Below are 24393 nucleotides of genomic sequence, written 5' to 3'. Positions count from 1 at the left end.
CGGAGAATTCGCCCCGGCGGTACCGAAACTCGCTCAGCGAGTGAACAACCAGGCGACTACCACAAGAACAAGCAGTGCGATCAGGGCAAGCTGGACACGGGAACGCGGCATCTCAGGCAGCTTCCTTCCGAATGCGGCGCGGCTGCGCAGCGGCGGGGACCGTGGCCTCGCGGGCGGCGATCCGATCGCGGCCGAGCACGTGCAGCACCACCCGCAGCGTTCGGTCCAGCACGTAGGCAATGGCCAGGCAGACCGGCACCATGGCGGCCAGCACCACCGCGAACTGGGGAACGAAGGGCAGCCCGGCCACCCACAGTTCGACGCTGTCCCACCAACTTGCCATCGCATGCACGACCCCAGCCTAGGCCGAAGCGGCAATGGTGGACGATTCGGGCCGGACAGGCCGATCATGTCTGTTATGGAGTCGTATGACGAACCCGAATCCTCGGACCGCCCGCTCGGCAGTGAGATCGGTATCGATCCAGTCCTGGACTTCGACGATCCTGCCTCGGTAGACGCCCCGCGCGAGGGCATCGACCGCAATGATCCGGCCCTGTCGGACAACTATCTGCCGTCCGCGACGGGTGGTATGCATCACTCCGTGTTTCCCCCCATCGACGATTACGCCTTCCTGTCGGACTGCGAGACCAACTGCCTCATCGCCCGCAACGGCTCGGTGGAGTGGATGTGCGTGCCGCGACCGGACTCCCCCAGCATCTTCGGGGCCATGCTCGACCGCAGCGCCGGGCATTTCCGCCTCGGCCCCTACGGCCGCAATGTGCCCGCCGCACGCCGCTATCTGCCCGGCGGGCTGATCGTGGAGACCACCTGGCAGACCGAGACCGGCTGGCTCATCGTGCGCGACGCGCTGGTGCTGGGTCCCTGGCACAACAATCGCTCGCGCAGCCGCACCCACAAGCGGACACCCATGGACTGGGATGCCGAGCACATCCTGCTGCGCACCGTGAAATGCGTGAACGGCGTGGTCGAGCTGGAGATGAGCTGCGAGCCCGCCTTCGACTATCACAATGGCCCGGCCAGCTGGGAGTACAGCGGCACCGTCTACGAACAGGCCAGCGCCAGGTCTCAGATCGAGGGCTGCCCGCCCTTGACGCTCACCACCGATCTGCGGCTGGGCATCGAGGGCCGGGAGGCGCGGGCCCGCACCCGCATGAAGGAGGGCGACGAGGTCTTCGTCGCCCTGTCCTGGTCGGATCTGGAACCGCCGCACACCTTCGCCGAGGCGGCGGAGAAGATGTGGCAGACCACCGAATACTGGCGGCAGTGGATCACGCAGGGCCGCTTCCCCGATCATCCGTGGCGCGGATTCCTGCAGCGCAGCGCGCTGACCCTCAAGGGCCTCACCTACGCGCCGACCGGCGCGCTGCTGGCCGCCGCGACCACCTCGCTGCCGGAAACCCCGGGCGGCGAACGCAATTGGGACTACCGCTACACCTGGGTGCGCGACTCCTCGTTCGCCCTGTGGGGCCTGTACACGCTCGGACTGGATCGCGAGGCCGACGATTTCTTCGCCTTCCTGCACGACGTGACCACCGACGAGAACGGCAAACCCACTCCACTGCAGGTGCTCTACGGCATCGGCGGGGAACGGGAGATCACCGAATCCGAGGTACCGCAGCTGTCGGGCTACGACGGTGCGCGACCGGTGCGCATCGGCAACGGGGCCTACAACCAGGACCAGCACGATATCTGGGGCACCATCCTGGATTCTGTTTACCTGCATGTGAAGTCGCGTCAGCAGGTGCCGGAGACGTTGTGGCCCATGCTGGAACGGCAGGTGCAGGCGGCGATCGAGAACTGGCGCAACCCCGATCGCGGCATCTGGGAGGTGCGCGGGGAACCGCAGCACTTCACCTCCTCCAAAGTGATGTGCTGGGTGGCCCTGGATCGCGGCGCGAAACTGGCCGAGCTGCACGGGGAAATGGACTACGCCAAGAAGTGGCACGACATCGCCGACGAGATCCGGGCCGACATCCTCGACAACGGCGTCAATGCCGCGGGCGTGTTCACCCAGAGCTACGGCAGCGACAGCCTGGACGCCTCGCTGTTGCTGGTGGTGCTGACCCGCTTCCTGCCGCCCAGTGATCACCGGGTGCGGGCCACCGTGCTCGCCATCGCCGACGAGCTCACCGAGCACGGTCTCGTCCTGCGCTATCGCACCGAGACCACCGACGACGGCCTGTCCGGCGCGGAGGGCTCCTTCACCATCTGCTCGTTCTGGCTGGTGTCGGCTCTGGTGGAGATCGGCGAGCTGGCCCGGGCCCGGCACCTGTGCGAGCGGCTGCTCGGGTACGCCAGCCCGCTCAAGCTGTACGCGGAGGAGATCGACCCCCGCAACGGGCGGCACCTGGGCAACTTCCCGCAGGCGTTCACCCACCTGGCGTTGATCAATGCCGTCATGCACGTGATCCGGGCGGAGGATTCCCGCACCGCGAGCACCTTCAACCCGGCGCACCCGGGACGCTGAGCACCCTCGTCATCCCGGCATGCTTTTGGCCGGGATCCACACCTACGGGCGTTGGATTCCGGCCAAAAGCGCGCCGGAATGACGGGGTGCGACTCAGTAGGAGGAGTTCTCGCCGATCATGTCGGCGCTCTCGCGGATCTCACGCAATCGCACCAGCGAGCGTTCGATCTCGGTGAGCCTGGCCTCACGGCCCGCGCCGGAGCCGATCGTGGCCGCCTCCTCGGCGGCCCGCAGCGAGGCGTCCACCGAACGCAGTGTCGCCGAGGCGATCTCGGTGAAGTGATCGCGCAGGCTGCGCTGCACCGACCGCAGCCGGTAGCGCGATTCCTTGCTCACCTGGAAGATCACATCGTCCATCAGCCGCGCCACCGCCACCTTGGCCTCGGCCTGGCGGCGCTGGCGGCGGGCCTTGCGGTCGTCCCACAGCGCGTTCACACCCAGCAGCACGGCCGCACCGCCGGAGTACCAGTTCACCAGCGACATGTGCAGCAGGCTGGTGATCAGGCCGACCATCAGCAGGCCGCCGTAGGAACCACGCAGCGCGGTCAAAATCTGTTGCGTGATGCCGTGTTTGGCGCTGTCGAGCTTGTCCAGCGCGGCCACCGGTTCCAGCACCGCGCCGACATCGCCCGGGTTGTCGAGCTTGAGATCCGGGGTGGGGATGCCGCTTTCGGGGAACTTGGCCGCCACCTGCTCGGCCAGCTCCACCGAGCGGTAGTGGGCGATGACGAAGTTCTCCTCCACCGCCTCGCAGATCTTGGCGTCCAGGTCCGCGCCGAAGTCGGCCCAGCCCTTGGCCGGGTTGCCCTTCATGATGTCGGCCTCGGCATCACGGATCAGGCTCCGAAGTCGGTGCCGCAGATCGTGTTCGGTGTCGGCCATCAGCTCGCCGGCCCCGTCGGCCAGGGTCACCTGCCAGTTGGCGGTGCGCTGGCGCAGCTGCTCGGCCTCCTCGCGGGTGCGGCGCAGCTGCTCGGTGATGACGGTGAGGCGGCGTGGATCGCGCAGCGTCTCGGCCTCGCTGCGCAACGCCAGCGCGAGATGGTCGGTGATGAGCGCGATATCGCGCACCGCGGCCTGCACCGCCACCGCGTCCGCGCGACCCAGCACATACGAGCGCAGATGGTCGAGCAGTTGCGGCACACCGGATTCCAGATCCAGCTGCTCGTCACCGTTGGTCGCGGCGTGCTCGTGCAGCCGGGCCGAGGCCGGGGCGACCGCGAAGGCCAGCCCGGCGGCGTCGAGCAGCTGCCGGTCGTGCTGCTGCACCTGCGGCCACTGCGGGTACTGATCGATCTTGTTGAGCACGCAGACGACCGTCGGGCACACCTGCTGAATGCGCTGCAGCTGCTCGATCTGGGCCGGGGTGAACGGCACCCCCGCGTCCGCGACATAGAGCACCGCGTCCGCGGCGGCGATGAGCGACCAGGTGGCCGGGGTCTCCCCCGGCGAGCCGGGCGCGTCCAGCACCACGAAGCCCTCCGCCAACAGCGGGCTGGGCTGGGTGAATTCGGCCCGGATCACATCACCGGAGGCCACTTCCGCCAGCGCCGCCCGCGGATCCACCGCGGTGCGCTGCGCGCTGCCGCCGGGGCCCATGGTCACCAGGGTGGCCGCGGACTGCTGCCCGTACTCGGCGATGACCGGCACGCTGGGCTGGCCCTCGGTGGCGCTCACCTGCGCCCCGACCAGGCTGTTGACCAGGGTGCTCATGCCGCTGCTGGACTCGCCCACCACGACCAGGCGCACCCGCGGGTCCGACAGGCGGGCACGGGCCATGCTCAGTCGGCCGGTGAGGTCCATCCGGCCGGAGGCGTGGGTCAGCTCGAGCAGCCGGTCGACCAGTTCGACCAGCGGACCCAGCGCATCGGGATTCTTCACCGCGACTTGACGATCGGCGCGGCTCACAGCAGCAGCATGTGATGGTCACCCGGACCGACCACGGGCGAGTGGGCATCCACGACGGTGGCGTCGGGCAGCAGCGGCGTGAACAGCCCGCCGTCGTGCGCCAGCAGGCCGCCGTCGTGGTAGCCCAGCAGGTGGTCGCCCGAATCGTAGTGATCCGCAATGGGTTTCACCGGTTGGACATCGACGTGCGGCGGCGTGGTGATCGGCTGCTGGATGGTCGGGACCGGCGCGGCGGTCGGCGCGGGCGCGACCGACACGGTCGGCTGATGCGTCGGCACCTCCGGCGTCGGCGCGACCGTCGGCACCGGCACGTCCGGGGTCGGGTGCACCGGGACGGTGGCGGTCGGCTGATGCGTCGGCACCGTGACATCGGTCGGCAGGGTCGGCGTGCCGCCGTCCGGCTTGGTGGCGTCCGGGTCCGGGATCTTGGTCGTCGGCACCGTGGGCGCGGGCGTGGTCACCGGAGTGCCGCCGCCCGGCTTGGTGATATCCGAATCGAGACCGGGGAACTTGGTGCCCGGCACCGTGGGCGCGGGGGTCAGCACCGGCAGGGGATCGATCGTGATCGGGGTGCTCACGTGCGGAGCGGGCGTCGGCACGGCGGCCGACGGGACCGGCTGCGCGACCGGCGCGATCGGGTGACCGGGCGCGGACGGCTCACCGGAAGCCAGCACCGGCAGCTTGCCGTGATCGAAGAGCGCGGGCGCGACCGCGGCGGGCGCGGTCAGCGGCGACGGGCCACCGTGGGTCGAGAGCAGGTTCGCGATCGGCTGATTCGCGGCGTCGGGCTGAATGGTGGTCTGCAACGGCGTCACCGCGACCGGCTGGGCGACCGCCACCGGGGCGACGGCGACCGGCGCGACGGCCACGGGCACCACCGGCGCGGCGGCCGGGGTCGACACCGGGGTGAAGGCCACCGGCGCGGCCGGGGCCGTCGGGGCCACGAACGGGTTCGTACCGATCGACCCCGGACTCGGCTGCGCGGCAACCGGACTCGTCACACCGGGCACCGCGCCCGGCGAAGTCGTGCCCGGCACAACGGAAGTCGGTGCGACGCCGGCCGGAGACCCGGCCGTGCCCTGACCGGGCAGACCCGAGGCACCCTGACCCGGCAACGGAGCGGCGGCCTGACCTGGGAGCTGGGCCGCGCCCTGACCGGAGACCGGCGAGGTCGCCTGCCCCGGAACGGAATTCGCGGCAGCGGGGTGCGCGGGCGTCCCGGCCTGCTGGCCGGAGCCGCCGGGCGCGACAGTGCTCAGGTCCGCGCCCGCCGGATGCGAAAGCCCCTGGCTCACATGCTGAGTGAACTGGTTGTACTGGTCCATGACGTGACCGACACCCAGATCGACCTTCAGATCGGAGTGGAACCACACGCCGTCCAGACCGACGTGCGCGTCCACAGTCCACTGCGTACCCAGGAACGCACCGACACCCTGGCCGTCGGTCGCGCCCACACCGTCGAACGGACCGGTGCCACCGGACATGTCGGGCACATGCGCGCCATCGGTGCCGGGCAGGTGCATGCCGGGGGTGTTGGGCAGCGCGAAGCCGGGCAGGCTCTGCAGGAAATTGGGCTGCAGCGGGTCGAGCGTGGGCGTCACCGGCTGCGTGGGGGTGGGCACCAGGTCGGTGGCCGGATTGTCCAGCGGCACACCCCAGTGCCCGCCGGAGCCGGGCAGGCCGGACTCGTTGTCGGGCAGGCCGATCCCGTGGAAACCGGAGAGGGAGGTGTCGGGCTGCAGCGAGTTGAACGAGGCCGGGAACAGGCCGGCGTCGGTGCCGTGGTGGTAGTCGTCGAGCGGGCCGAAGGGCCCGCTCACCGGGGCGGCCGTCGCGGGCCCGAGGTGCTGCGCGGGGACCTGATCCGCGGTCAGATCCGGGAAGGTGACCGTCGGGCTGGGCACGTTCGACTGCGGATCGTTGGCCTGCGACCAGCCCACCGACTTGCTGTCGTGGGTGATCGCCGCGTTGCTGCCGCGGTTGCCGCTGGCGGCGACGAGCGCACCGCCGGTCACGTACGCGCCTGCCCTGGCTACGCGCGCGACACCGTTGGCAATGCGATAGGCGGCGTCGCCCCCGTTGTCATCGGCGGCGTCATCGTCGGCGAAGGGCAGATCACGTGTCATACAGGCTCCGCTCTCAGGGCTCCGGCAAGGCCGTCACGCGGCCTGCCGGACCAAACTCATTTCACACCCTATTTCCGGATAACCGGTCTGTCACATCCACCAGGTAGGCGGCGGTGTGCCCATAGGGGTGCCACACAGCTTGTCACCCTGCATATCAGTACGGAAGACCCATTTTCAGGGTGCATACCGGACCTTGCGGACAAAACACTGTCCGATTTGCACTGTGCCCCGCTCCCGAGGGGGAGCGGGGCACCAGAGTTCGAGAGTCGATCTCGCTACTTCTTCTTGGCGTCCGCGGCCGAGTCGGTGCTCAGCGCCGCCACGAAGGCTTCCTGCGGCACCTCGACGCGGCCGATCGTCTTCATGCGCTTCTTGCCTTCCTTCTGCTTCTCGAGCAGCTTGCGCTTACGGCTGATGTCACCGCCGTAGCACTTGGCGAGCACGTCCTTGCGGATCGCCCGAATGTTCTCGCGCGCAATGACTCTGGAGCCGATGGCGGCCTGGATCGGCACCTCGAACTGCTGACGCGGGATGAGCTCGCGCAGCTTGACGGTCATCTTGTTGCCGTAGGCCTGGGCGGCGTCCTTGTGCACGATGGCCGAGAACGCGTCGACGGCCTCGCCCTGCAGCAGGATGTCGACCTTCACCAGCGCGGCGGACTGCTCGCCGACCTCCTCGTAGTCGAGGGAGGCGTAGCCGCGGGTGCGCGACTTCAGCGAGTCGAAGAAGTCGAAGATGATCTCCGCCATCGGCAGCGTGTACCGCATCTCGACGCGGGTCTCCGACAGGTAGTCCATGCCGAGCAGTTCACCGCGGCGGGCCTGGCACAGCTCCATGATGGTGCCGATGAATTCGCTCGGCGCGATCACGGTGCAGCGGGTGATCGGCTCGTAGATGTCGCGCACCTTGCCCTCGGGCCAGTACGACGGGTTGGTGACGACGTGCTCGGCGCCGTCCTCCATGACCACGCGGTAGATCACGTTGGGGGCGGTGGAGATCAGGTCGAGGCCGAATTCGCGCTCGAGCCGCTCGCGGGTGATCTCCATGTGCAGCAGGCCCAGGAAGCCGCAGCGGAAGCCGAAGCCCAGGGCCACCGAGGTCTCCGGCACGTAGGTCAGCGCGGCATCGTTGAGCTGCAGCTTGTCCAGGGCGTCGCGCAGGTTCGGATAGTCCGAGCCGTCGACCGGGTACAGGCCGGAGTAGACCATCGGCCGCGGTTCGCGGTAGCCGGTCAGCGCCTCGGTCGCGCCGTCGCGCTGCGAGGTGATGGTGTCACCGACCTTGGACTGCCGCACGTCCTTCACACCGGTGATGAGGTAGCCGACCTCGCCGACGCCCAAACCCTGGGTGGGCTTGGGTTCGGGTGAGACGACGCCGATTTCGAGCAGTTCGTGCGTCGCACCGGTCGACATCATCTTGATCTTCTGGCGCGGGGTGAGCTTGCCGTCCACCACACGCACGTAGGTGACGACGCCGCGGTAGGTGTCGTAGACCGAGTCGAAGATCATGGCGCGGGCCGGGGCGTCGGCCTCGCCGACGGGCGGCGGCACCACGCGCACGGCCTCGTTGAGCAGTTCGGCCACACCGACACCGGTCTTGCCGGACACCCGCAGCACGTCCTCGGGCTCGCAGCCCACGATGTGGGCGAGCTCGGCGGCGTAGCGGTCCGGGTCGGCCGCCGGAAGGTCGATCTTGTTGAGGACCGGGATGATCGTCAGGTCCTTGTCCATGGCCAGGTACAGGTTGGCCAGGGTCTGCGCCTCGATGCCCTGCGCGGCGTCGACCAGCAGGATCGCGCCCTCACACGCTTCGAGCGCACGCGACACCTCGTAGGTGAAGTCGACGTGGCCGGGGGTGTCGATCAGGTGCAGGACGTACTCCTCACCGTCGACCTTCCACGGCAGCCGCACGTTCTGGGCCTTGATGGTGATGCCGCGCTCACGCTCGATATCCATGCGGTCCAGGTACTGGGCGCGCATGGCGCGCTCCTCGACCACACCGGTGAGTTGCAGCATTCGATCGGCCAGGGTCGATTTCCCGTGGTCGATGTGCGCAATGATGCAGAAGTTCCTGATCTTGGAAGGATCGGTGAACGTCTTGTCGGCGAAGCTGCTAATCGGAGTCACTCCTCGGCATGGCGAAACAGCGGCATGTCAACCAGCAAGTCTACGGTGCACGAACCGATGTCCTCGCCCCGGCGTTCCGCTGGCCCGAACCGCGCGTTCCCGCAGGCGAATCCGGCCCGGATGAGAATCCGCTCCCCCACGGTTAGGCTGCCGTTCATGGCGGGTAGGTGGAACGCTCTGGGGAAGCAGTTGGGGATCGTTGCCAAGGAGCAGGGGACCCACCTGGTGACGGAGCAGGGTCCGAAGTTGATCGGACGGGTACGGCAGTCGACGATGTGGGATCGCGCGCTGCGCGCGATCGGCACGCCGCGGCAGGGGCCGGGGGTCTCGGTGCGGCCGACGTCCTCGGCGGGCGTGCCCGCGAAGGAACGCGCGCGGCAGATCGTCTACAGCCCGCAGTTGGACGGGCGAGCCGATCCGGGTGAGATCGTCTGGACCTGGGTGCCCTACGAGGAGGACCCGAACAACGGCAAGGACCGTCCCGTCCTGGTGGTGGGCCGCGAGGGCAAGACACTGCTCGGGCTCATGTTGTCCTCGAACGAGGAACACGCGCACCACCACAACTGGGTGGGCATCGGCTCCGGCGCGTGGGATCACGCGGGTCGCGACAGCTGGGTGCGGTTGGATCGCGTCCTCGATGTGCCCGAGATGGGCATCCGCCGGGAGGGCGCGATCCTGCCCCGCAAGATCTTCGATCGGGTGGCGCACCGGCTGTGCGCCGAATACCACTGGTACTGAGTCGAATCAGCTGACCATATTGCGCGAGCGACCGTAGATCATCCCGTAGACGAGGGACCCCAGCACGCCGCCGATCAGCGGGAAGACGATGAACACCCACAGCTGCGCGGGCGCGCCGTCCTGGAAGAACGCGACCGCGATGCTGCGGGCCGGGTTCACCGAGGTGTTGTCGACCGGGATCGAGATCAGGTGGACCACCGTGTAGGTGAAGCCGATCGACAGGCCCGCGAGCGGGATGTCGGAGAGCTGATCGGTGGAGGCCAGCACCACGAACACCAGCAGCGCGGTCAGGATGACCTCGACGGCGATGGCCGCCGCCAAGCCGTAACCGTTGGTGGTGACCTCACCGAGCACCACCTTGGACGGACTGTGCTCGCCCCAGCCGTTCGCTCCCAGACCGTCTTTGGCGCGGTCGTAGGAGGGCAGGTTCTTGGCGATGGCGTAGATGACCGCGCCCGCCGCCAGCCCACCGATCACCTGGGCGACCCAATAGCCCGCGGCGACCACGATATTCACGCGGCCCAGCAGCAGCTGCCCGACGGTGACAGCGGGGTTGACGTGGCAGCCGGAGATCGGGCTGATGGAATACACCAGGAACAGCACGGTGAGACCGAAGGCCAGCGCCACGCCGAGCGCGCCGACCCGTTCGCCCGCCAGCACGGCGGTGCCGACACCGGCCAGCACCAGCACGAAGGTGCCCAGGCCCTCGGCGAACAGCTTGCGCCCCAGGGTGGGCGGCTGCAGGTCGGTCAGATCTTCGGCGACTTCCTGAGCTGTGGGAGACATCGGTTACCTTCCGCTGGCATGGGGTACCGCACCGACAAGCGCCTCAGGCCAGGCGGGTTATCTCCACCACGACCTCGAGATCGGTCGAGCCGCTCCCGCTGAAGATACCTTTGAGGGGCGGCACATCCGCGTAATCACGTCCGACACCGACGGATACGTGTTGCTCGGTGATCGGGATGTTGTTGGTCGGGTCGTAACCCCACCACTCCCCCGTCCACGCCTCCACCCAGGCGTGCATCTGACCCGCCACGGTGTCGCCGACCTCGGCCGCGGGATCGGGGTGCAGGTAGCCGGAGACGTAGCGGCAGGGAATCCCCATGCCGCGCAACAGCAGCAGCGTGAGGTGCGCGTAATCCTGGCACACGCCCCTTCTTTCGGCGAAGGCCTGCACGGCCGAGGTGTGCACCGAGGTGGTTCCGGCCAGGTATTCCATCTCCCGGTGCACCCATTCCGCCGCGCCGACAACCGCTTTGGCGGGCGGGACGCCGCGGGCGAGCTGACGCACCACCGAGGCCAGCCGTTTCTCGCGCGGGACGTAGTCGGTGGCCTGCAGCAGTTCGTCGAAGCGGTCGGCGATGGTGTCGGCGCGCAACTCCTCCCAGGACAGCTCCTCGGCGGGCACGGTGAACGGTTCGGTCTCCACCACCGAGGCGCTGGTGACCTCCAATTCGGTGTGCGGGGCGTGCAGGTCGAAGGCGGTCACCGCGGTGCCCCAGTAGTCGGTGTAGCGGTAGGAGCGCGTGGAGGGCACGGTGTCGACGCGGCTCAGGATGACGTTCTGTCTGCTGTCGGCGCGCGGCGTGAGCCGGGCCTCGTTGAACGACCGGGTGACCGGCGCTTCGTAGACATATCCGGTGGTGTGCACCACCCGCATGCGCCAGCTCATGCCAGTTCCTCCACCCGCTCCGAGATGCGGCCGTGCAGTCCGGTCCACGCCACCCACGATTCGGCGTGGAAGTACTGCAGCGCCACCGCCTCTCCGACCTCGCGGCAGGTCTGCTGCAGCCACAGCAGGCGGGCGGGCAGATCCTCGAGCAGCACGGCCGACGGGATGAACTCGAGTTCGCTGCGCGCCCGCCCGAGCAGCCGGTGTGCCTCGTGGCGGGCCGCGAATCTGCTGTTGGGTCGTTGATCCAATTCCTGCAGGCAGGTCTCGGCCACTCGCAGCGAATGGAATACCGAACGCGGGAAAAGCCGGTCCAGCAGGATGAATTCCGCGATCTGATTGGCGTCGAGCACGCCGCGATGGGTGCGCAGGTACGGATCGTGCGCACCGGCGGAACGCAGCACCGTCACCCAGGCGGGAGACGACGTGCGGTCACCGGCGCGTGAATGCAACAGGCGCACGGTCATATCCACGCGTTCGATGGATCGGCCCAGTAGTAGGAAGCGATAACCGTCGTCGCGGCTCAAAGTCGAATCCGAGAGTCCGGCGAACATGGCCGCCCGATCGGTGATGTAGTGGCAGAACTCGTGCGGCCCCAGCGCCCGTGCCGCCCGCTCGGCCGCCGCCAGCCCGTTGAAGGTGGCATTGAGGCACTCCCACATTTCGGTGGAGGTGACTTCCCGTGCGCCCCGGGCATTCTCGCGGGCCCGACTGATGGAATCGACGATGGAGCCGCCGTCGCGGCCGAAGGCCACCAGTTCGGTCACCGACCAGACATCCAATTCGTGGTCTTCGTCGGGCGATTCGATGCCCAGTACCCGCAGCAGCACCCGCGATGTTCGGTCCGGATCCACGGTGGCGTCCTCGAGTAGCTGATGGACCGTCACATCGAGAATGCGGGCCGTATATTCGGCACGCTCGACGTAGCGCCCGATCCAGAACAGGGATTCGGCATTGCGCGCCAACATGATCCGACCACCTAACGCTGTAACCACCTGCCGAGCGCCATTGCTGCTGATGTTCTCGAATTGAACTGTTGTTGTGCTTCTACTGTTGTTGCTGATTGGTGCGCGCGGCGGAGGGTTCCCGCGACTGGTCCAGTTCCGGAGCGCCCAGATGCAGTTCGCTGACCAATTGCGATCCCGCCAATTCCCGTTGCGCCACAGAAGTTCTGGGGGCCAGTACCCAGGTGTCCTTGCTGCCGCCACCCTGACTGGAATTCACCACCAGTGAGTTCTCCGGCAGTGCCACCCGGGTCAATCCGCCGGGCAGCACCCAGATGTCGTCGCCGTCGTTGACCGCGAAGGGCCGCAGATCCACATGCCGGGGCGCGAGCAGGCCCTCGATCTTGCTGGGCACCGTGGACAGCTGCACCACCGGTTGCGCGATCCAGCCGCGCGGATTGGCGCGCACCTTGCGTCGGGTGGCCTCCAGCTCGCGGGCGCTGGCGGCCGGGCCGATCACGATGCCGTACCCGCCGGAACCTTCCACCGGCTTGATCACCAGTTCGGCGACCCGGTCGAGCACCTCGTCGCGTTCGGCGGGCTCCCAGCAGCGGTAGGAGTCGACATTGGGCAGGATCGGCTTCTCGCCCAGGTAGTACTCGATGAAGGCGGGCACATAGGTATAGATGAGCTTGTCGTCGCCGACCCCGTTGCCGACCGCGTTGGCCAGCACCACCGTGCCCGCGCGGGCCGCGTTGAGGATCCCGGCCACGCCCAGCATGGAATCCGGGTGGAACTGCATGGGATCGAGGAAGGTGTCGTCGATGCGCTTGTAGATGACATCCACCTGCCGCTCCCCGGCGGTGGTGCGCATATAGACGACATTGTCGCGACAGAACAGGTCACGACCCTCGACCAGTTCCACACCCATCTGCCGGGCCAGCAGCGAATGCTCGAAGTAGGCGGAGTTGTAGACGCCGGGGGTGAGCACGACCACGGTCGGGTCGGCCTCGTTGGGGGCGGCGGCCGCGCGCAGGGCACGCAGCAGATGCGTGGGATAGTCGCCGACGGCGCGGACCCGATGCGAGGCGAACAGGTCCGGGAACACCCGTGCCATGGTGCGGCGGTTCTCCATGACGTAGGACACACCCGACGGGGAACGCAGATTGTCTTCCAGCACACGGAAATCCCCGTGTTCGTCACGCACCAGGTCGATCCCGGCGACGTGAATGCGCACGCCGTTGGGCGGCACCAGGCCGGTGGCCTCGCGATGAAAGTGGTCGCAGGAGGTGACGAGTCGTTTCGGGATCACCCGGTCGCGCAGGATGGTCTGCTCGCCGTAGACATCGGCGAGGAACGCCTCGAGTGCGCGCACCCGCTGTTTGATGCCGCGTTCGAGCTTGGTCCATTCCGAGGCGGCGATCACCCGCGGCACCAGGTCGAGTGGAAAGGGGCGTTCCTGCCCGGATAGCGAGAAGGTGATGCCCTGATCCACGAACGCACGGTCCAGGGCCTCGGCGCGGGCGGCCAGATCTGCGGCGTCGATGGTGGCCAGCGCGTTGAATATGCCCCGGTAGGGGGCGCGCGGGCGACCGGCGGCATCGAACATTTCGTCGTAGGCACGGTCATAGCGGCCGGGGCGATAGCCGGCGAATACGCCCGTTTTCTCCCGTTTCTCACGCTCGATACCGGCAGGAGTGGGCACGATCGTGGCGGGCGCTGCAGATCTGTTGGTCTTCGAAAGACCCGGTGCGGGCGCGGCGGGGGTCATGCAAGAATCGTCCATCACGCAGGGGCAACACGCAGTTGGACGCGGATAAATTTCTGGTTTCAGCCACGTAGCGGACAGGCCCGATTTCATACCTGGCCGCGTCGCCTGGTAATCTCGACGATCGGTGCTGCGACTACCCCTCTCGTAGTGCGCGCACGAAGACTTTGCATCCCGCATACCCACCAAACGAAGGAACACGAGGAAACAGGCGTGGCCAACATCAAGTCCCAGATGAAGCGGATCCGCACCAACGAGCTTGCGCGTCAGCGTAACCAGTCGGTGAAGTCCGCGCTGCGCACCTCGATCCGCAAGTTCCGCGAGGCCGCTGCGGCGGGCGAGAAGGACAAGGCGCTCGAGCTGATGCAGACCGCGAGCAAGAGCCTGGACAAGGCCGCCTCCAAGGGTGTCATCCACTCCAACCAGGCCGCCAACAAGAAGTCGGCCCTGTCGCTGGCTTTCAACAAGCTCGGCTGATCAACCCGGTACCCATACCGGAACAATGCTTCTACACAGCCGCCGTGGCCACGATGACCACGGCGGCTTTTGTCGTGCCCAGGAAACTGCTGACTTGCCGAAGCGGGCGGTTGGCAGCAGTATGGCTGCGAAAACGTCGGGGGCTTACCGAAGAAACCGCACTGGGAGAGATCTCTTGGCAACGCTGCGTCGTGACAACCGTTCGTCCGTGACCCGGGGCACGCTGGCCATCAGCGTGGCCGCGGTCGCGCTGACCGCCGGAATGGGTGTGGCCACGGCGCGTCCCATTGGCCCGTTCGATGTGGGCGGGGCGATCGAGGTGGAGTACGACGCGGCCGGTGGGCCGGACTTCTTCGGCGATCCGGCCGGGCCCGAGGCCGATGCGGCCGGTGGCGGCCGCAAGCAGGACTTCGTCAACAACGTCTCCATCTACTGGACCCCGGCGACCAACGCGCACGCCATCGGCGGATCGATCCGCGACAAGTGGCGCGGCGCCGGCTCGGAGTCCGGCCTGCTGAAGTACCCGGTCACCGATGAGGGCGCAACCGGCAAACCCGGTCGCTTCCAGCACTTCCAGGGCGGATCGATCTACTGGTCGGTGGGCGCGGGCACGCATGTGCTCAGCGGCGTCGTCCGCGACAAGTACTCCGCGGTGGGCTGGGAGATGAGCCCCCTGGGCTTCCCCATCGCCGATGAGAACAAGACCGGCAGCACCACCACCCACGAGCAGCTGTTCGAGGGCGGGGCCATCTACTCCACGCAGAAGACCGGCACCCACGTGGTGTGGGGTTGGATTCGCGACGAGTGGGTGCGCAACGGCGCGGAGAACGGGCGCTACGGCTACCCGACCGGCGACGAGTACGACTACCAGGGCGGTAAGGCCCAGGACTTCCAGGGCGGCAAGATCGTCTGGAAGCCTTCGGACTCCTAGTCCGCAGCGGTTACGCGGTTACGAGGCACTCTCGCGCAGGTCCAGAATGCGTGAGAGTGCGTGCTCGAGAGCGTAATTGGCGTCCGCGGCCTGGCCCTTGACGTCACCGTTGAGCGTGGCCACCACCTGCAGGGCCGCCCCGATGGTGGCGCCGGTCCAGCCGCGCACCTGGCCCTGGGCCTTCTTCACCTTCCACGGCGGCATGCCCAGATCCCCGGCCATCTTGAACGGGTCGCCGCGTCCGGCCGAGCCGACGCGGGCGATGGTGTGCACCGAATCCGCGAGGGCGTCGGCCAATAGCACCGCCGGGACGCCGCGATCGATGGCCCAGCGCAGCGCCTCCATGGCCGCCGGGCGATCCCCGGACACGGCCAGGTCGGCGACCTCGAATCCGGTCACCTCGGCCTTGCCCGAGTAGTACTGCCGCACCGCCGCGAGATCGACCTTGCCGCCGGTATCGGCCGCCAACTGTGAACTGGCGGCGGCCAATTCCCGCAGGTCCGAGCCGATGGCCTCGAGCAGGGCCTGCACCACGTCGGCGGACACCTTCACGTTGGCGGCGCGGAACTCGTTGCGCACGAACTCGACCCGCTCGCCCGCCTTGGTCAGCTTGGCGGCATTGTGCACGACCGCGCCGAGCTTCTGCAGGGCCGGGGCGAGCGCCTTGGCCCGGCCGCCGCCGGTGTGCAGGATGACCAGCACGACGCCCTCGGGCGGGGAGGACGCGGCATCCTGGATCACCGCGACCGCGTCCTTGCCCGCCTCGGCGGCGGACTCCAGCACGATCACCCGATCCTCCGCGAACAGTGAAGGACTCAGCAGTTCGGCCAGCTCCGCCGTGGTGGCGTCGCCCGCCCGCCGTCGATCCACCGGCAGCGAGGCCGCGTCCGGGGAGGCGGCACGGGCTTGCGCGGTAATCTCCGCCACCGCCCGCTCGATCAGCAGTTCCTCTTCACCGAGCACGAGATGCAGGGGCGCGGGTCGCTGGTTCACGCGTCGATCCTACGAGTCCGCCCCGACAGGTCCTCCGGCAGCGCCTCCGGGGTCGGCACTCTCCGCCGAGTCGATGCCCGGGCGGGGGCGTAGGGCGACGAGCACGAGCGTGCACGCCACGGCGGCCACCAGACCCGAACGCGGGCCGGTGGGCACCGCGACCGAGGCTCCGAGGGCGGCGGCGCGGTCGGAGACGGTGAGCAGCCACCACATCGGCGGTGCGCTGCAGTACATGAGCGGCGTCGCGAGCGGTGACCACAGGCAGGCGAGCAGCGCACCGATCGCGCCGAGAATGGTGATCGGCGCGATCACCGGTTCGACCAGCATGTTCACCACGATCGCCACCAGGCTCAGATGCCCGCTCATGGAAACCACCAGCGGCGTGGTGACCACGAAGGCCGCGGCGGCCACCGCGAAGGAATCCGCGGGGATGCGCCACCACCCCTGGGCCCGAAGCCAATCCGACCAGCCCGGGGCGATCACGATCAGACCGGCCGTGGCCAGCACCGAGAGGGCGAACCCGGCATCCAGCGCGAGACCGGGTGACCAGGCCAGCAATCCGATGATCGCGGTGCACAGCGCGGGTAGCGCCTGCTTGCGCCGTCCCGTGCACAACGCCAGCAGCGCAACGGCACCCATCACGGCGGCCCGCAGCACGCTGGGTGAGGGTCTGGCCAGGATCACGAACATGACCAGTGCGAGCGCCGCCGCCAGCGCACCGATGCGCGGATCGACCGTCAGCGTGCGCATCGAAACCAGCACGGCGCCCAGCAGAATCGTGACGTTCGCGCCGCTGACCGCCGTCAGGTGAGTCAGGTCCGTCTCCCGGAAGTTCTCCTGCACATGCTCGGTGAGTGTGGAGATGTCACCGATCACCAAGCCGGGCAACAACCCCGCGGCATCGGCGGACAGGGCACGATGAGCAGCCGCGGTGAAGTTGCCACGCACCCGCCCCGCCGTCCGCTGCCACCACGGCGGATCACTCGCCGACAGCGGCGCCGCATCCGCCCGCAACACCGCCACCGTCAGATCCGTGCGCCACGGACGGCCCACCCGCGCACGGAATTCCACCCGTTGCCCCGGCAACAACGTCTGCCACCCGACCGCCGGAGCAAGCACCACCACACTGCCACCCGACCGAACGATCCGCCCGCCCACCCGATACTCGACCAGGCTCGCCTTCATCATCACCTTGGGCCCGCCGAACGGCTTGCCCGCCACCCGCTTCGGATCGTCCGTCGGCTCCACCACGGCAACCAGCCGCTGCCCCACCCGCACCGCCCGCAACGGATGCCCCTCCACCCGATGCGCATGCCACGCCCCCGCCACCCCGAACCCGCCCCCGATCAGCAAGGCCGCCAAAACCACCCACGCCGCCCCGGCTCGCCGCCCCGCCGCCGCCCGCCGAATCATCCAGGCCGCCACACACATTCCGCCCAGCACACACCCCACCGCCACCGCCACACCGACCCGCCACCCCACCAACACCGCCGCGACGGTCGCACCCCAACAGCACACGGTCGCCGGAACCAACCGCGCATCCAACACCTCCGGCACCTCGACCGAACCCCGGTCCCGCTCTGCCCCGACCGCCTCATCGGAAGCGCCGGAGGCGGATTCAGCCCCCGTCATCGCCACCCCTTCCCGCCGGTCGCGGCCAGATCGGCGACGATGCCGAAGCCGCATCCGGGCGGCGTCATGACTGCGCCCTTCTCGCATACGCCCAGATCCGCCTCGCTGGCACGGGCCACCGATGCTCGATTCGCGGTCCAGGCCGGGCGACAGTGCTGCGATGCAGCGGTAGCCGACGGCGGCTGCGGGCTCACCGGTGCGCGAGTTGCGCGGCCGGTAGCGGGCTTGTCCACCGGCGCAGCGTCTTTGGCCGCGGTCATATCGTCACCCGGTCGCGGAGGCGGTTGAGGCGGGAGTGGCCGATGCCTTCTATTTCGGCGAGTTGGTCGACGGAGGTGAAGCGGCCGTGGCGGGTGCGCCAGGTGAGGATGGCTTTGGCGGTGACGGGGCCGACGCCGGGGAGGGTGTCGAGGTCGGATTCGGTGGCGGTGTTGAGGTTGATCTTGGCGGGGGTGCCGGTGGGGCGGGGTGGGCCGGAGGTGGGGGGTGAATTCGCCGCCGGGTGGGCGGAATTCACGATGGTGGTGCCGAGTTGCGGGGTGGTCGGGCGGGTGGCGGAGCGGGCGACGATGATCTGGTCGCCGTCGGTGAGGAGTTGGGCGAGGTTGAGGGTGGTGAGGTCGGCTTCGGGGCGTGGGGTGGCGACGCGGAGGGCGTCGGCGACGCGAGCGCCGGGCGGGAAGCGGCGCAGGCCACCGTGTTCGACGAGACCTACGACGCTGACGACCAGTTCTCCGGGCACGGTCGACGGGGTCGGTGCTCCGGCCACGGTGGGCGCGAGCGGGTTTCGGCCCGGCTGCGGGGCCTGGGGCCGCACCGTCAGCGGTGGGAACGCGCCGGAGGCGGACGGCTGGACCGGACCGGCAACGGGCATGGGTGTGCCAGGTGCTGCCGTGGCGGCTGCGGCGTCGGGGGCGGGGGCGGGCGAATCCTGGTCGGCGGGGACGATTTCGCCGACGGCGGCCAGCGGTGGGACGGGTTGGGTGACCGGCTCTTCGCGCAGTGCGACGTAACCCGCGATGAGGATGGCGAGCAGGCCGAGGGCGGCGATGACGAGTGCGCCGCGCGGGCCGGGGTCCCAGCGGGTGCCGCGGAAGCGTTCGGGGACAAGGCGTTCGTGCCAGAGGGAGACGCTGCCGCAAGGTTCCGACAGCCAGCCGGGTGTGGCGGGGATCGGAGGCTCGGCCGCGGCTTCGGGTGGCTTCGCGCCGACCCCACGATCGGCCGACTGGCCGACCGCATATTCCAGGGATTCCTCATCCCAGCGGGCCGCGTGTGCTTCGGCCTTGGCGCGGGCGGAGAGGCGTTGCAGAGGGGTGCGTTCGTCGAGTTGTGGCATGTGGCTCACGGTAGAAGCGGCGGGCGTCGAAGCCGCCTGCGCGACCAGGGCTTTCGCCGGACCTGTGGATAGCTGTTCACGTTGTGGACAAGGCTGTTTCCGCTGGTTGTCGGGCTGGAAAACGGGCAGGCGCGGCCGAGGCCGGCGGGGCTATAGTGCGAATCAGCTACGGGGAGACGAGGGTCGGCATGTCACGCGTGCGCACGATATTCACGCTGTGGGCGCTGCCACCGGCCGTGATCGGGCTGTTCTGGTTGTTCTGGGCCACCATCGCACCCGGCTTCGGCACCCAGAACGGTTTCCGGGCCTGGTATTTCAATGTGATCCAGCACGGCGGCGGCCTGTGGTGGCTGCTGGCCTACGCGTTCACCGTGGCACTGATCGTCGTCGCGACCTGGGGCGGGCTGGACTATCGCGGCGTCTGGTCCACGATCGTGGCGCTACTGCTGGTGGTGTCGATCGTCATGATCGGCCGCTTCGCGATCAATCTCGACAAGAATGTCGGCCGCTTCTACGCGGGCGCGACCACCCTGTATGTCCATGACCCGAACCAGGTTCCGGAGTCCCTGCACCTGCTCACCGACGGCGGCATGAAGAACACCGACGGCTGCGCCATCCGCGGCCGCCACGACGTCTTCGGCTGCGTGAAGCAGGGCGATCTCCCGACCGCCGGATGGGAGCCGCGCGTCGGTTCCCTCGACGGCGCGCAGATCGCCCTCACCCGCGCGACCGGAGCCCAGCAGTCGGTCAGCCTGCGCACCGAGACCATCACCTACCTCAACGGCAAGGGCGACGCCCCCGGCTCCTGGAGCGGGGTGCTCGACGGCACCGGCATCAATGTCCCGCTCGGCGGCGTGGCCATGTGGTCGGGCCAGGGCAATGCCACCCAGTGCACCTTCACCGGCGACTACGGCATCGACCGCGCCTTCGGCGGCTCCCGCATGAACAGCCTCAACAACTTGCTGCGGGAACGTTTTCCACTGATCGGCTTCGATCCGAGCGATGTCTGGGGCTACTGCGACGACAAGGAACCGATCGTGGTCATCCCGGTGACCGCGCCGATGCCCTGGACGCACGGCACCGTGACCGCCCCGGCGGGCGTGATCCTGGTGCGCGGCGATCACGGGCACGTCCGGCTCGACTACCGGCCCAACGTAGACGCTGGAACCCTGCCGGGGCCGGTGTATCCGAAGTCGCTGAGCCGGTTCCAGCGGGACGAGATCAAGTGGGTGGCGGGACGAGAGAACATGAACCGCAACCACTTCGGCTTCGACACCACGGCGGCCGGTGAGGAGAGCGGTCATCCGTCGGGCTACCTGCTGCGTGACAAGACGACCGGCCGCCTGGTCTGGGTCACCCCGATGACGTTGCGCGGCAGCACTTCCCAGTTGATCGTGGCCTACGCGGTGACCCCGGCCGACGTGGTGCACCGCGGGAATCTCAATCCGCAGGCGGTTTACGCGCTCGACGACACCGATCCGCGCCGCATCAATATCGACAATCTGGACGCCGATGCCCGGTCCTGGCTGGCGAGCAATGCGGGCACCGTCATGTCCAACGGTGGCAAGCTGGTCGATTTCACGCCGATCGACGGTGACACCTGGCGCGGCTTCGTGGAATTCAACGGTCGCGTGGCCTACCGCCTGGACATCAGCGCCAGCCGCACGGTACCCACCCAGCTGGTGAAACTGGACGATCTCGCGCCGGGCGCGAATACCCCGAACGCCCCGGCCAATGCCGACTGCGGCAAGGACATCGCGAGCTTGAGCCCCGCCCAATTGGCCCAGTGCGCCAAGGTTTTCGTGGACGAACTGGCCAACCGCCAGGGACAGCAGGGCCCGCACTAGCCGCAGCCGGCGGGGACGGCTAGCCGCAGCCGCCCGGCACCACCAGCGCGCCGACGGCTCCCATGCCCAGGTGCACGCCCAAGGTGGGCCCGAACTCGGCGATGATGACCTCGCGGATACCCGGAATCAGATCCCGCAGCTGACCGGCGATGGTGTTGGCCGCCTCCGCCGCCCCGAGATGCTGGACGGCCACCGCGGCCCCATCCTCACCGGCCGCATCCACCGCCGCTGCAACGAGTTTGGTGAACGCCTTGGATCGGGTCCGGGCCTTCTCCCGCAGTTCCAGCCGCCCGTCGACGATCTGCAGGATCGGCTTGGTGACCAGTTCGGTGCCGAAAAAGGCGGCGGCCGTGCTCAATCGGCCGCCCCGGCGCAGTTGCTCGGTGCGGTTGACCACGATGAAGGCGCGGCCCCGGCTGGCGGCGGCCACGGCGGAGTCGTAGACGACGTCCAGGGGCTCCCCGGCCCGGGCGCGCCGGGCGGCGGCCAGCACCGGCAGCCCGGTTCCCAGTCCCGCGCTCAGCGAATCGACCAGGCGGATACGGTCGGCGGCGTCCATATCGCGAACGGCTTGCCGACCGGCCTCCCAGGTGCCGGAGAGCTGTCGTGAAATGTGCACGGCGACAACGCCGTCGCCGTCACTGAGTTCGAGCGCGCGTTCGTAGGCCGCGCGCAGGTCGCCCGGGGAGGCGGCCGAGGTGGTGACCTGGGAGTTGCCGTAGTCGATATCGCATTCGTCGATACCTTCCCGGATCTCCCGGTCGTCGACCAGCACGTGCAGGGGCACGGCCAGCACACCAAGATCAGTTACCAGCTCGGCCGGCACGCTGGCCGACGAATCGGTCACCACCACCACGGTCATGCAGTGTGAACCCCATCAGGCGATGTAGTACGAACCTGATCCGAAGTCGCCTCGGTCAGCACCTTCACCATTGCCCGCGCGACCGCACTGTGGCCTTCCCAGCCCCAGTGGATGCCGTCCGGGTTGGCGGGGCCGTTGAACACGTTGTCGCGCACGGCCTCTCCGAGATCCACCAGCGGCACGTCGTGCTCCGTGGCCCAGGCCGTCACGGCCCGCACCATGGGTTCGCGACCGGTGTGCACCTCGGCGTACGCCTCGCACTTGTGCACCGACGGCAGCACCGCCACGATCGGCAGCTCGGGCCGCAACTGCACCAGCGAATTCCGCGACTGCTCGAGATAGTCGACACTGACCGACGGCGGCAGCGCCACCGGCCAGCCCAGCGGCGACAGTCGCGGCTGCAGCCAGCCGTAGGCGTCGCGCACCCGGCGGCGCATGGCGGCCGGTCGGACATAACGAATGAGCTCGCGCAGCGCGGTCGGCAGCGGCGAGGGCAGCGAGTCCATGCCGCCGGTGGCGAACACCACCGCGCCCGCGCGCGGCACCGCCGCCCAGATGCGCGGGTCGCCGATCAGCGCCCAGTAGGCGTCGCGGCAGGTCCAGCCGATGCGCGCCACCAGCTCGACGTCCCAGTCCAGTTCCGCGGCAACCAGATTGGGCCAGATGCGCGGATGGTCGGCGGGCAGCCCGCCCTTGGGTCCGAAGTAGGACAGCGAATCGGCGACCACCACGAGCACCTTGCGCGGCGGATTCTCCTGCGCCGCTTCGGTGTTCGAATCCTCAGAGGACATCGGGGGCTACCTTCGCGAGTGCGTTCCACACATCCAGTCGCCAGCCGGGCTTGTCGGCGCTGGGGCCGTGGCTGGTCAGCTGCACCCAGCTGGTGTTGGCCAGCCCGCCCAGTACCGGCCAGTTCGCTTCGGGCAGTTCGAGCAGGGCCGCGGTCAGCGCCGCAATCAGCCCGCCGTGCGCGACCAGCACGATGGTCCGGCCCGGCCAGTCCTCGCGCGTGGCGTACAGCTCGCGCACCACCGGCAGCGCCCGCGCGCCGACCTCGAGCTTGGATTCGCCGCCGGGCGGGGCGAAGGTGGGGTCCAGCCGCCAGCCCTTGCGGGCGCCCGGGAACTGCGCGTCCACCTCGCGGTGGTCCATGCCTTCCCACTGGCCGAGGTTGGTCTCGCGCAGCCGCGGGTCGAGGACGACCGGCATGGCCGCGCATTCGGCGACGGCGAGCGCGGTGTCGTGGGCGCGCTTGAGATCCGAGGAGACGATGGCGATCAGGTCGCTGCACGCCATATCGGGCGCGCAGTCCTTGGCCTGGCGTCTGCCGACGTCACTGAGTTCGGTGTCGATCTGGCCCTGCATGCGGTCGGTGGCATTCCATTCGGTCTGCCCGTGCCGCAAGAGAATCAACCGGCGGACGCCGGCCATCTTGCTCACTCGTCGTCCCCAGCCTTGTCTTCACCGTCGGTCTCGCCCGCGGCCGCCTTGGCGCGCGGATCACCCAGTCCGTCGATCTGGATCTGCGGGCAGTCCTTCCACAGGCGCTCGAGGCCGTAGAAGTCACGCTCGTCCTCGTGCTGCACGTGCACCACGATCTCGACGTAGTCCAGCAGCGCCCAGCGGCCCTCGCGGGTGCCCTCGCGGCGCACCGGCTTGTGCCCGGCCTCGCGCAGCTTGTCCTCGATGTTGTCGACGATCGCGTTGACCTGGCGCTCATTGGGCGCGGACGCGATGACGAAGCAGTCGGTGATGACCAGCTGCTCGGAGACATCCAGCACGACCACGTCGGCGGCCAGCTTCTCGTCGGCGGCCAGCGCGGCCACCGTCGACATCGTCACTGCTTCTGCCGATGCTGTCACCCTGTTACCTCTTCCCTGCGCACTTTCACCATGCACTGTCGTTCGGCACATACAGGTGCCGTTTCGATATGTATTGGACGACCCCGTCCGGGACGAGGTACCACACCGGCCGCCCCTCCCCCGCTCGTCGCCGGCATTCGCTCGACGAGATGGCCAGGGCCGGAATTTCCACCATCGTGACCGTGCCCTCCGGATAGTCGCGGAGGAAGTCGGCGAGATGGTCGATGTTCAATTCGTAGCCGGGACGGGTTACGCCGACGAATTTCGCCAGCTCGAACAGTTCGGACCAATCCTGCCACGTCAGGATGCTGGCCAGCGCGTCCGCACCGGTGATGAAGTACAGATCCGCGTCGGGATGCAGTTCGGCGAGGTCGCGCAGGGTGTCGACGGTGTAGGTCTCCTTGCCGCGGTCCACGTCGACCCGGCTGACGGAGAAGCGCGGGTTGGAGGCGGTGGCGATGACCGTCATGAGGTACCGGTCCTCGGCGGCGCTGACCGACCGGTCGCCCTTCTGCCAGGGCTGACCCGTGGGGACGAAGATCACTTCATCCAGATCGAACCGGTTGGCGACCTCACTGGCCGCGACCAGGTGCCCGTGGTGGATGGGGTCGAAGGTGCCGCCCATCACGCCCAGCTTGCGGCGGCCGTTCGTATGCACGAAAAGCGAGCTTACCGGGGGC

At 68.6% G+C, this 24393-nt stretch carries 22 protein-coding genes; 5 read left to right on the top strand and 17 right to left on the bottom strand.

Annotated features, from left to right (window positions below; translation table 11 throughout):
* Positions 1-112: 112 nt before the first annotated feature.
* A complete protein-coding gene (locus ACYVN4_RS30230; RefSeq protein WP_460726748.1) occupies positions 113-343 on the bottom strand; it encodes a hypothetical protein in 231 nt (76 codons plus the stop codon).
* A gap of 246 nt (positions 344-589) precedes the next feature.
* On the opposite strand from ACYVN4_RS30230, the gene ACYVN4_RS30225 reads away from it, so the two are divergent.
* Positions 590-2488, top strand: a complete 1899-nt coding sequence (locus ACYVN4_RS30225; protein WP_460726746.1) for a glycoside hydrolase family 15 protein — start codon at positions 590-592, stop codon at positions 2486-2488.
* A 93-nt stretch (positions 2489-2581) separates the two neighbouring features.
* Here the strand turns inward: ACYVN4_RS30225 and ACYVN4_RS30220 are convergent, their stop codons facing one another.
* The 3 genes from ACYVN4_RS30220 to lepA all read right to left on the bottom strand — a co-directional run bounded on the left by ACYVN4_RS30220 (position 2582) and on the right by lepA (position 8648).
* Positions 2582-4396, bottom strand: a complete 1815-nt coding sequence (locus ACYVN4_RS30220) for a dynamin family protein (RefSeq protein ID WP_460725403.1) — start codon at positions 4394-4396, stop codon at positions 2582-2584.
* On the bottom strand, positions 4393-6522 hold the full coding sequence (locus ACYVN4_RS30215; protein ID WP_460725402.1) for a hypothetical protein: 2130 nt from the start codon (positions 6520-6522) through the stop codon (positions 4393-4395). Before ACYVN4_RS30215 ends, ACYVN4_RS30220 begins: the two co-directional genes overlap by 4 nt.
* 275 nt (positions 6523-6797) lie before the next feature.
* Positions 6798-8648: a translation elongation factor 4 gene (gene lepA / locus ACYVN4_RS30210; RefSeq protein WP_460725401.1), complete on the bottom strand. Its 1851-nt coding sequence runs from the start codon at positions 8646-8648 to the stop codon at positions 6798-6800.
* Positions 8649-8804: 156 nt separating this feature from the next.
* Between lepA and ACYVN4_RS30205 the strand changes: the two genes are divergently transcribed.
* Entirely contained in the window at positions 8805-9386 is a 582-nt protein-coding gene (locus tag ACYVN4_RS30205) for a type II toxin-antitoxin system PemK/MazF family toxin (protein WP_460725400.1), read from the top strand.
* 6 nt (positions 9387-9392) lie between these two features.
* Here the strand turns inward: ACYVN4_RS30205 and ACYVN4_RS30200 are convergent, their stop codons facing one another.
* The 4 genes from ACYVN4_RS30200 to ACYVN4_RS30185 form a co-directional block, all read right to left on the bottom strand.
* Positions 9393-10172, bottom strand: coding sequence for an aquaporin (locus tag ACYVN4_RS30200; protein ID WP_460725399.1), 780 nt, complete (start codon positions 10170-10172; stop codon positions 9393-9395).
* 43 nt (positions 10173-10215) lie between these two features.
* Positions 10216-11058, bottom strand: a complete 843-nt coding sequence (locus ACYVN4_RS30195) for a transglutaminase family protein (protein ID WP_460725398.1) — start codon at positions 11056-11058, stop codon at positions 10216-10218.
* Positions 11055-12026 (bottom strand): alpha-E domain-containing protein, encoded by a 972-nt coding sequence (locus ACYVN4_RS30190; protein WP_460725397.1) that lies wholly within the window; start codon positions 12024-12026, stop codon positions 11055-11057. The genes ACYVN4_RS30195 and ACYVN4_RS30190 overlap by 4 nt, the downstream gene beginning before the upstream one ends.
* A 79-nt stretch (positions 12027-12105) precedes the next feature.
* Entirely contained in the window at positions 12106-13773 is a 1668-nt protein-coding gene (locus tag ACYVN4_RS30185) for a circularly permuted type 2 ATP-grasp protein (protein ID WP_460725396.1), read from the bottom strand.
* 210 nt (positions 13774-13983) lie between these two features.
* Between ACYVN4_RS30185 and rpsT the strand changes: the two genes are divergently transcribed.
* Both rpsT and ACYVN4_RS30175 read left to right on the top strand, forming a co-directional pair.
* Positions 13984-14247 (top strand): 30S ribosomal protein S20, encoded by a 264-nt coding sequence (gene rpsT / locus ACYVN4_RS30180; RefSeq protein WP_379356956.1) that lies wholly within the window; start codon positions 13984-13986, stop codon positions 14245-14247.
* A gap of 208 nt (positions 14248-14455) precedes the next feature.
* On the top strand, positions 14456-15178 hold the full coding sequence (locus ACYVN4_RS30175; protein WP_460725395.1) for an LGFP repeat-containing protein: 723 nt from the start codon (positions 14456-14458) through the stop codon (positions 15176-15178).
* A gap of 18 nt (positions 15179-15196) precedes the next feature.
* Here the strand turns inward: ACYVN4_RS30175 and holA are convergent, their stop codons facing one another.
* From holA to ACYVN4_RS30155, 4 genes are read right to left on the bottom strand one after another with little or no spacing between them, the layout of a single operon-like run.
* Entirely contained in the window at positions 15197-16171 is a 975-nt protein-coding gene (holA, locus tag ACYVN4_RS30170) for a DNA polymerase III subunit delta (protein ID WP_460725394.1), read from the bottom strand.
* Positions 16172-16180: 9 nt separating this feature from the next.
* Positions 16181-17803 (bottom strand): ComEC/Rec2 family competence protein, encoded by a 1623-nt coding sequence (locus ACYVN4_RS30165; protein ID WP_460725393.1) that lies wholly within the window; start codon positions 17801-17803, stop codon positions 16181-16183.
* Positions 17800-18063, bottom strand: coding sequence for a hypothetical protein (locus ACYVN4_RS30160; protein WP_460725392.1), 264 nt, complete (start codon positions 18061-18063; stop codon positions 17800-17802). Before ACYVN4_RS30160 ends, ACYVN4_RS30165 begins: the two co-directional genes overlap by 4 nt.
* Complete coding sequence (locus tag ACYVN4_RS30155; protein WP_460725391.1) at positions 18060-19142, bottom strand: ComEA family DNA-binding protein; 1083 nt, start codon at positions 19140-19142, stop codon at positions 18060-18062. Before ACYVN4_RS30155 ends, ACYVN4_RS30160 begins: the two co-directional genes overlap by 4 nt.
* 188 nt (positions 19143-19330) lie before the next feature.
* Between ACYVN4_RS30155 and ACYVN4_RS30150 the strand changes: the two genes are divergently transcribed.
* Complete coding sequence (locus tag ACYVN4_RS30150; RefSeq protein ID WP_460725390.1) at positions 19331-20989, top strand: hypothetical protein; 1659 nt, start codon at positions 19331-19333, stop codon at positions 20987-20989.
* 19 nt (positions 20990-21008) lie between these two features.
* Here ACYVN4_RS30150 and ACYVN4_RS30145 read toward each other — a convergent pair whose 3' ends face one another.
* The 5 genes from ACYVN4_RS30145 to nadD are packed head-to-tail and all read right to left on the bottom strand — an operon-like array spanning position 21009 to position 24371.
* Positions 21009-21851, bottom strand: a complete 843-nt coding sequence (locus ACYVN4_RS30145) for a DegV family protein (RefSeq protein ID WP_460725389.1) — start codon at positions 21849-21851, stop codon at positions 21009-21011.
* Positions 21848-22642 carry a diglucosylglycerate octanoyltransferase gene (gene octT, locus ACYVN4_RS30140; RefSeq protein ID WP_460725388.1) on the bottom strand — a complete coding sequence of 265 codons (795 nt, stop codon included), beginning with the start codon at positions 22640-22642 and terminating at the stop codon, positions 21848-21850. The genes ACYVN4_RS30145 and octT overlap by 4 nt, the downstream gene beginning before the upstream one ends.
* A complete protein-coding gene (locus ACYVN4_RS30135; RefSeq protein WP_460726744.1) occupies positions 22632-23282 on the bottom strand; it encodes a histidine phosphatase family protein in 651 nt (216 codons plus the stop codon). The genes octT and ACYVN4_RS30135 overlap by 11 nt, the downstream gene beginning before the upstream one ends.
* A 5-nt stretch (positions 23283-23287) precedes the next feature.
* The gene (rsfS, locus tag ACYVN4_RS30130; protein WP_460725387.1) at positions 23288-23713 is read right to left on the bottom strand and encodes a ribosome silencing factor; all 426 of its coding nucleotides are present in this window, start codon (positions 23711-23713) and stop codon (positions 23288-23290) included.
* Positions 23714-23738: 25 nt separating this feature from the next.
* Positions 23739-24371 carry a nicotinate-nucleotide adenylyltransferase gene (gene nadD, locus ACYVN4_RS30125; RefSeq protein WP_460725386.1) on the bottom strand — a complete coding sequence of 211 codons (633 nt, stop codon included), beginning with the start codon at positions 24369-24371 and terminating at the stop codon, positions 23739-23741.
* Positions 24372-24393 lie beyond the last annotated feature (22 nt).

Source organism: Nocardia heshunensis, from assembly GCF_054782115.1.
The sequence above is the reverse complement of the archived record's forward strand: the minus strand, read 5'-3'. Positions and strand labels throughout refer to the sequence as shown.

What these genes read in the sequence shown, in the direction of transcription:
- ACYVN4_RS30150 (WP_460725390.1), top strand. Translation starts at nt 19,331, where the DNA reads ATGTCACGCGTGCGCACGATATTCACGCTGTGGGCGCTGCCACCGGCC.
- ACYVN4_RS30190 (WP_460725397.1), bottom strand. Translation starts at nt 12,026, where the DNA reads ATGTTGGCGCGCAATGCCGAATCCCTGTTCTGGATCGGGCGCTACGTC.
- ACYVN4_RS30155 (WP_460725391.1), bottom strand. Translation starts at nt 19,142, where the DNA reads ATGCCACAACTCGACGAACGCACCCCTCTGCAACGCCTCTCCGCCCGC.
- ACYVN4_RS30165 (WP_460725393.1), bottom strand. Translation starts at nt 17,803, where the DNA reads ATGACGGGGGCTGAATCCGCCTCCGGCGCTTCCGATGAGGCGGTCGGG.
- ACYVN4_RS30205 (WP_460725400.1), top strand. Translation starts at nt 8,805, where the DNA reads ATGGCGGGTAGGTGGAACGCTCTGGGGAAGCAGTTGGGGATCGTTGCC.
- ACYVN4_RS30185 (WP_460725396.1), bottom strand. Translation starts at nt 13,773, where the DNA reads ATGACCCCCGCCGCGCCCGCACCGGGTCTTTCGAAGACCAACAGATCT.
- ACYVN4_RS30200 (WP_460725399.1), bottom strand. Translation starts at nt 10,172, where the DNA reads ATGTCTCCCACAGCTCAGGAAGTCGCCGAAGATCTGACCGACCTGCAG.
- ACYVN4_RS30215 (WP_460725402.1), bottom strand. Translation starts at nt 6,522, where the DNA reads ATGACACGTGATCTGCCCTTCGCCGACGATGACGCCGCCGATGACAAC.
- octT (WP_460725388.1), bottom strand. Translation starts at nt 22,642, where the DNA reads ATGTCCTCTGAGGATTCGAACACCGAAGCGGCGCAGGAGAATCCGCCG.
- ACYVN4_RS30195 (WP_460725398.1), bottom strand. Translation starts at nt 11,058, where the DNA reads ATGAGCTGGCGCATGCGGGTGGTGCACACCACCGGATATGTCTACGAA.
- ACYVN4_RS30135 (WP_460726744.1), bottom strand. Translation starts at nt 23,282, where the DNA reads ATGGCCGGCGTCCGCCGGTTGATTCTCTTGCGGCACGGGCAGACCGAA.
- ACYVN4_RS30160 (WP_460725392.1), bottom strand. Translation starts at nt 18,063, where the DNA reads ATGACCGCGGCCAAAGACGCTGCGCCGGTGGACAAGCCCGCTACCGGC.
- ACYVN4_RS30225 (WP_460726746.1), top strand. Translation starts at nt 590, where the DNA reads ATGCATCACTCCGTGTTTCCCCCCATCGACGATTACGCCTTCCTGTCG.
- ACYVN4_RS30230 (WP_460726748.1), bottom strand. Translation starts at nt 343, where the DNA reads ATGGCAAGTTGGTGGGACAGCGTCGAACTGTGGGTGGCCGGGCTGCCC.
- ACYVN4_RS30145 (WP_460725389.1), bottom strand. Translation starts at nt 21,851, where the DNA reads ATGACCGTGGTGGTGGTGACCGATTCGTCGGCCAGCGTGCCGGCCGAG.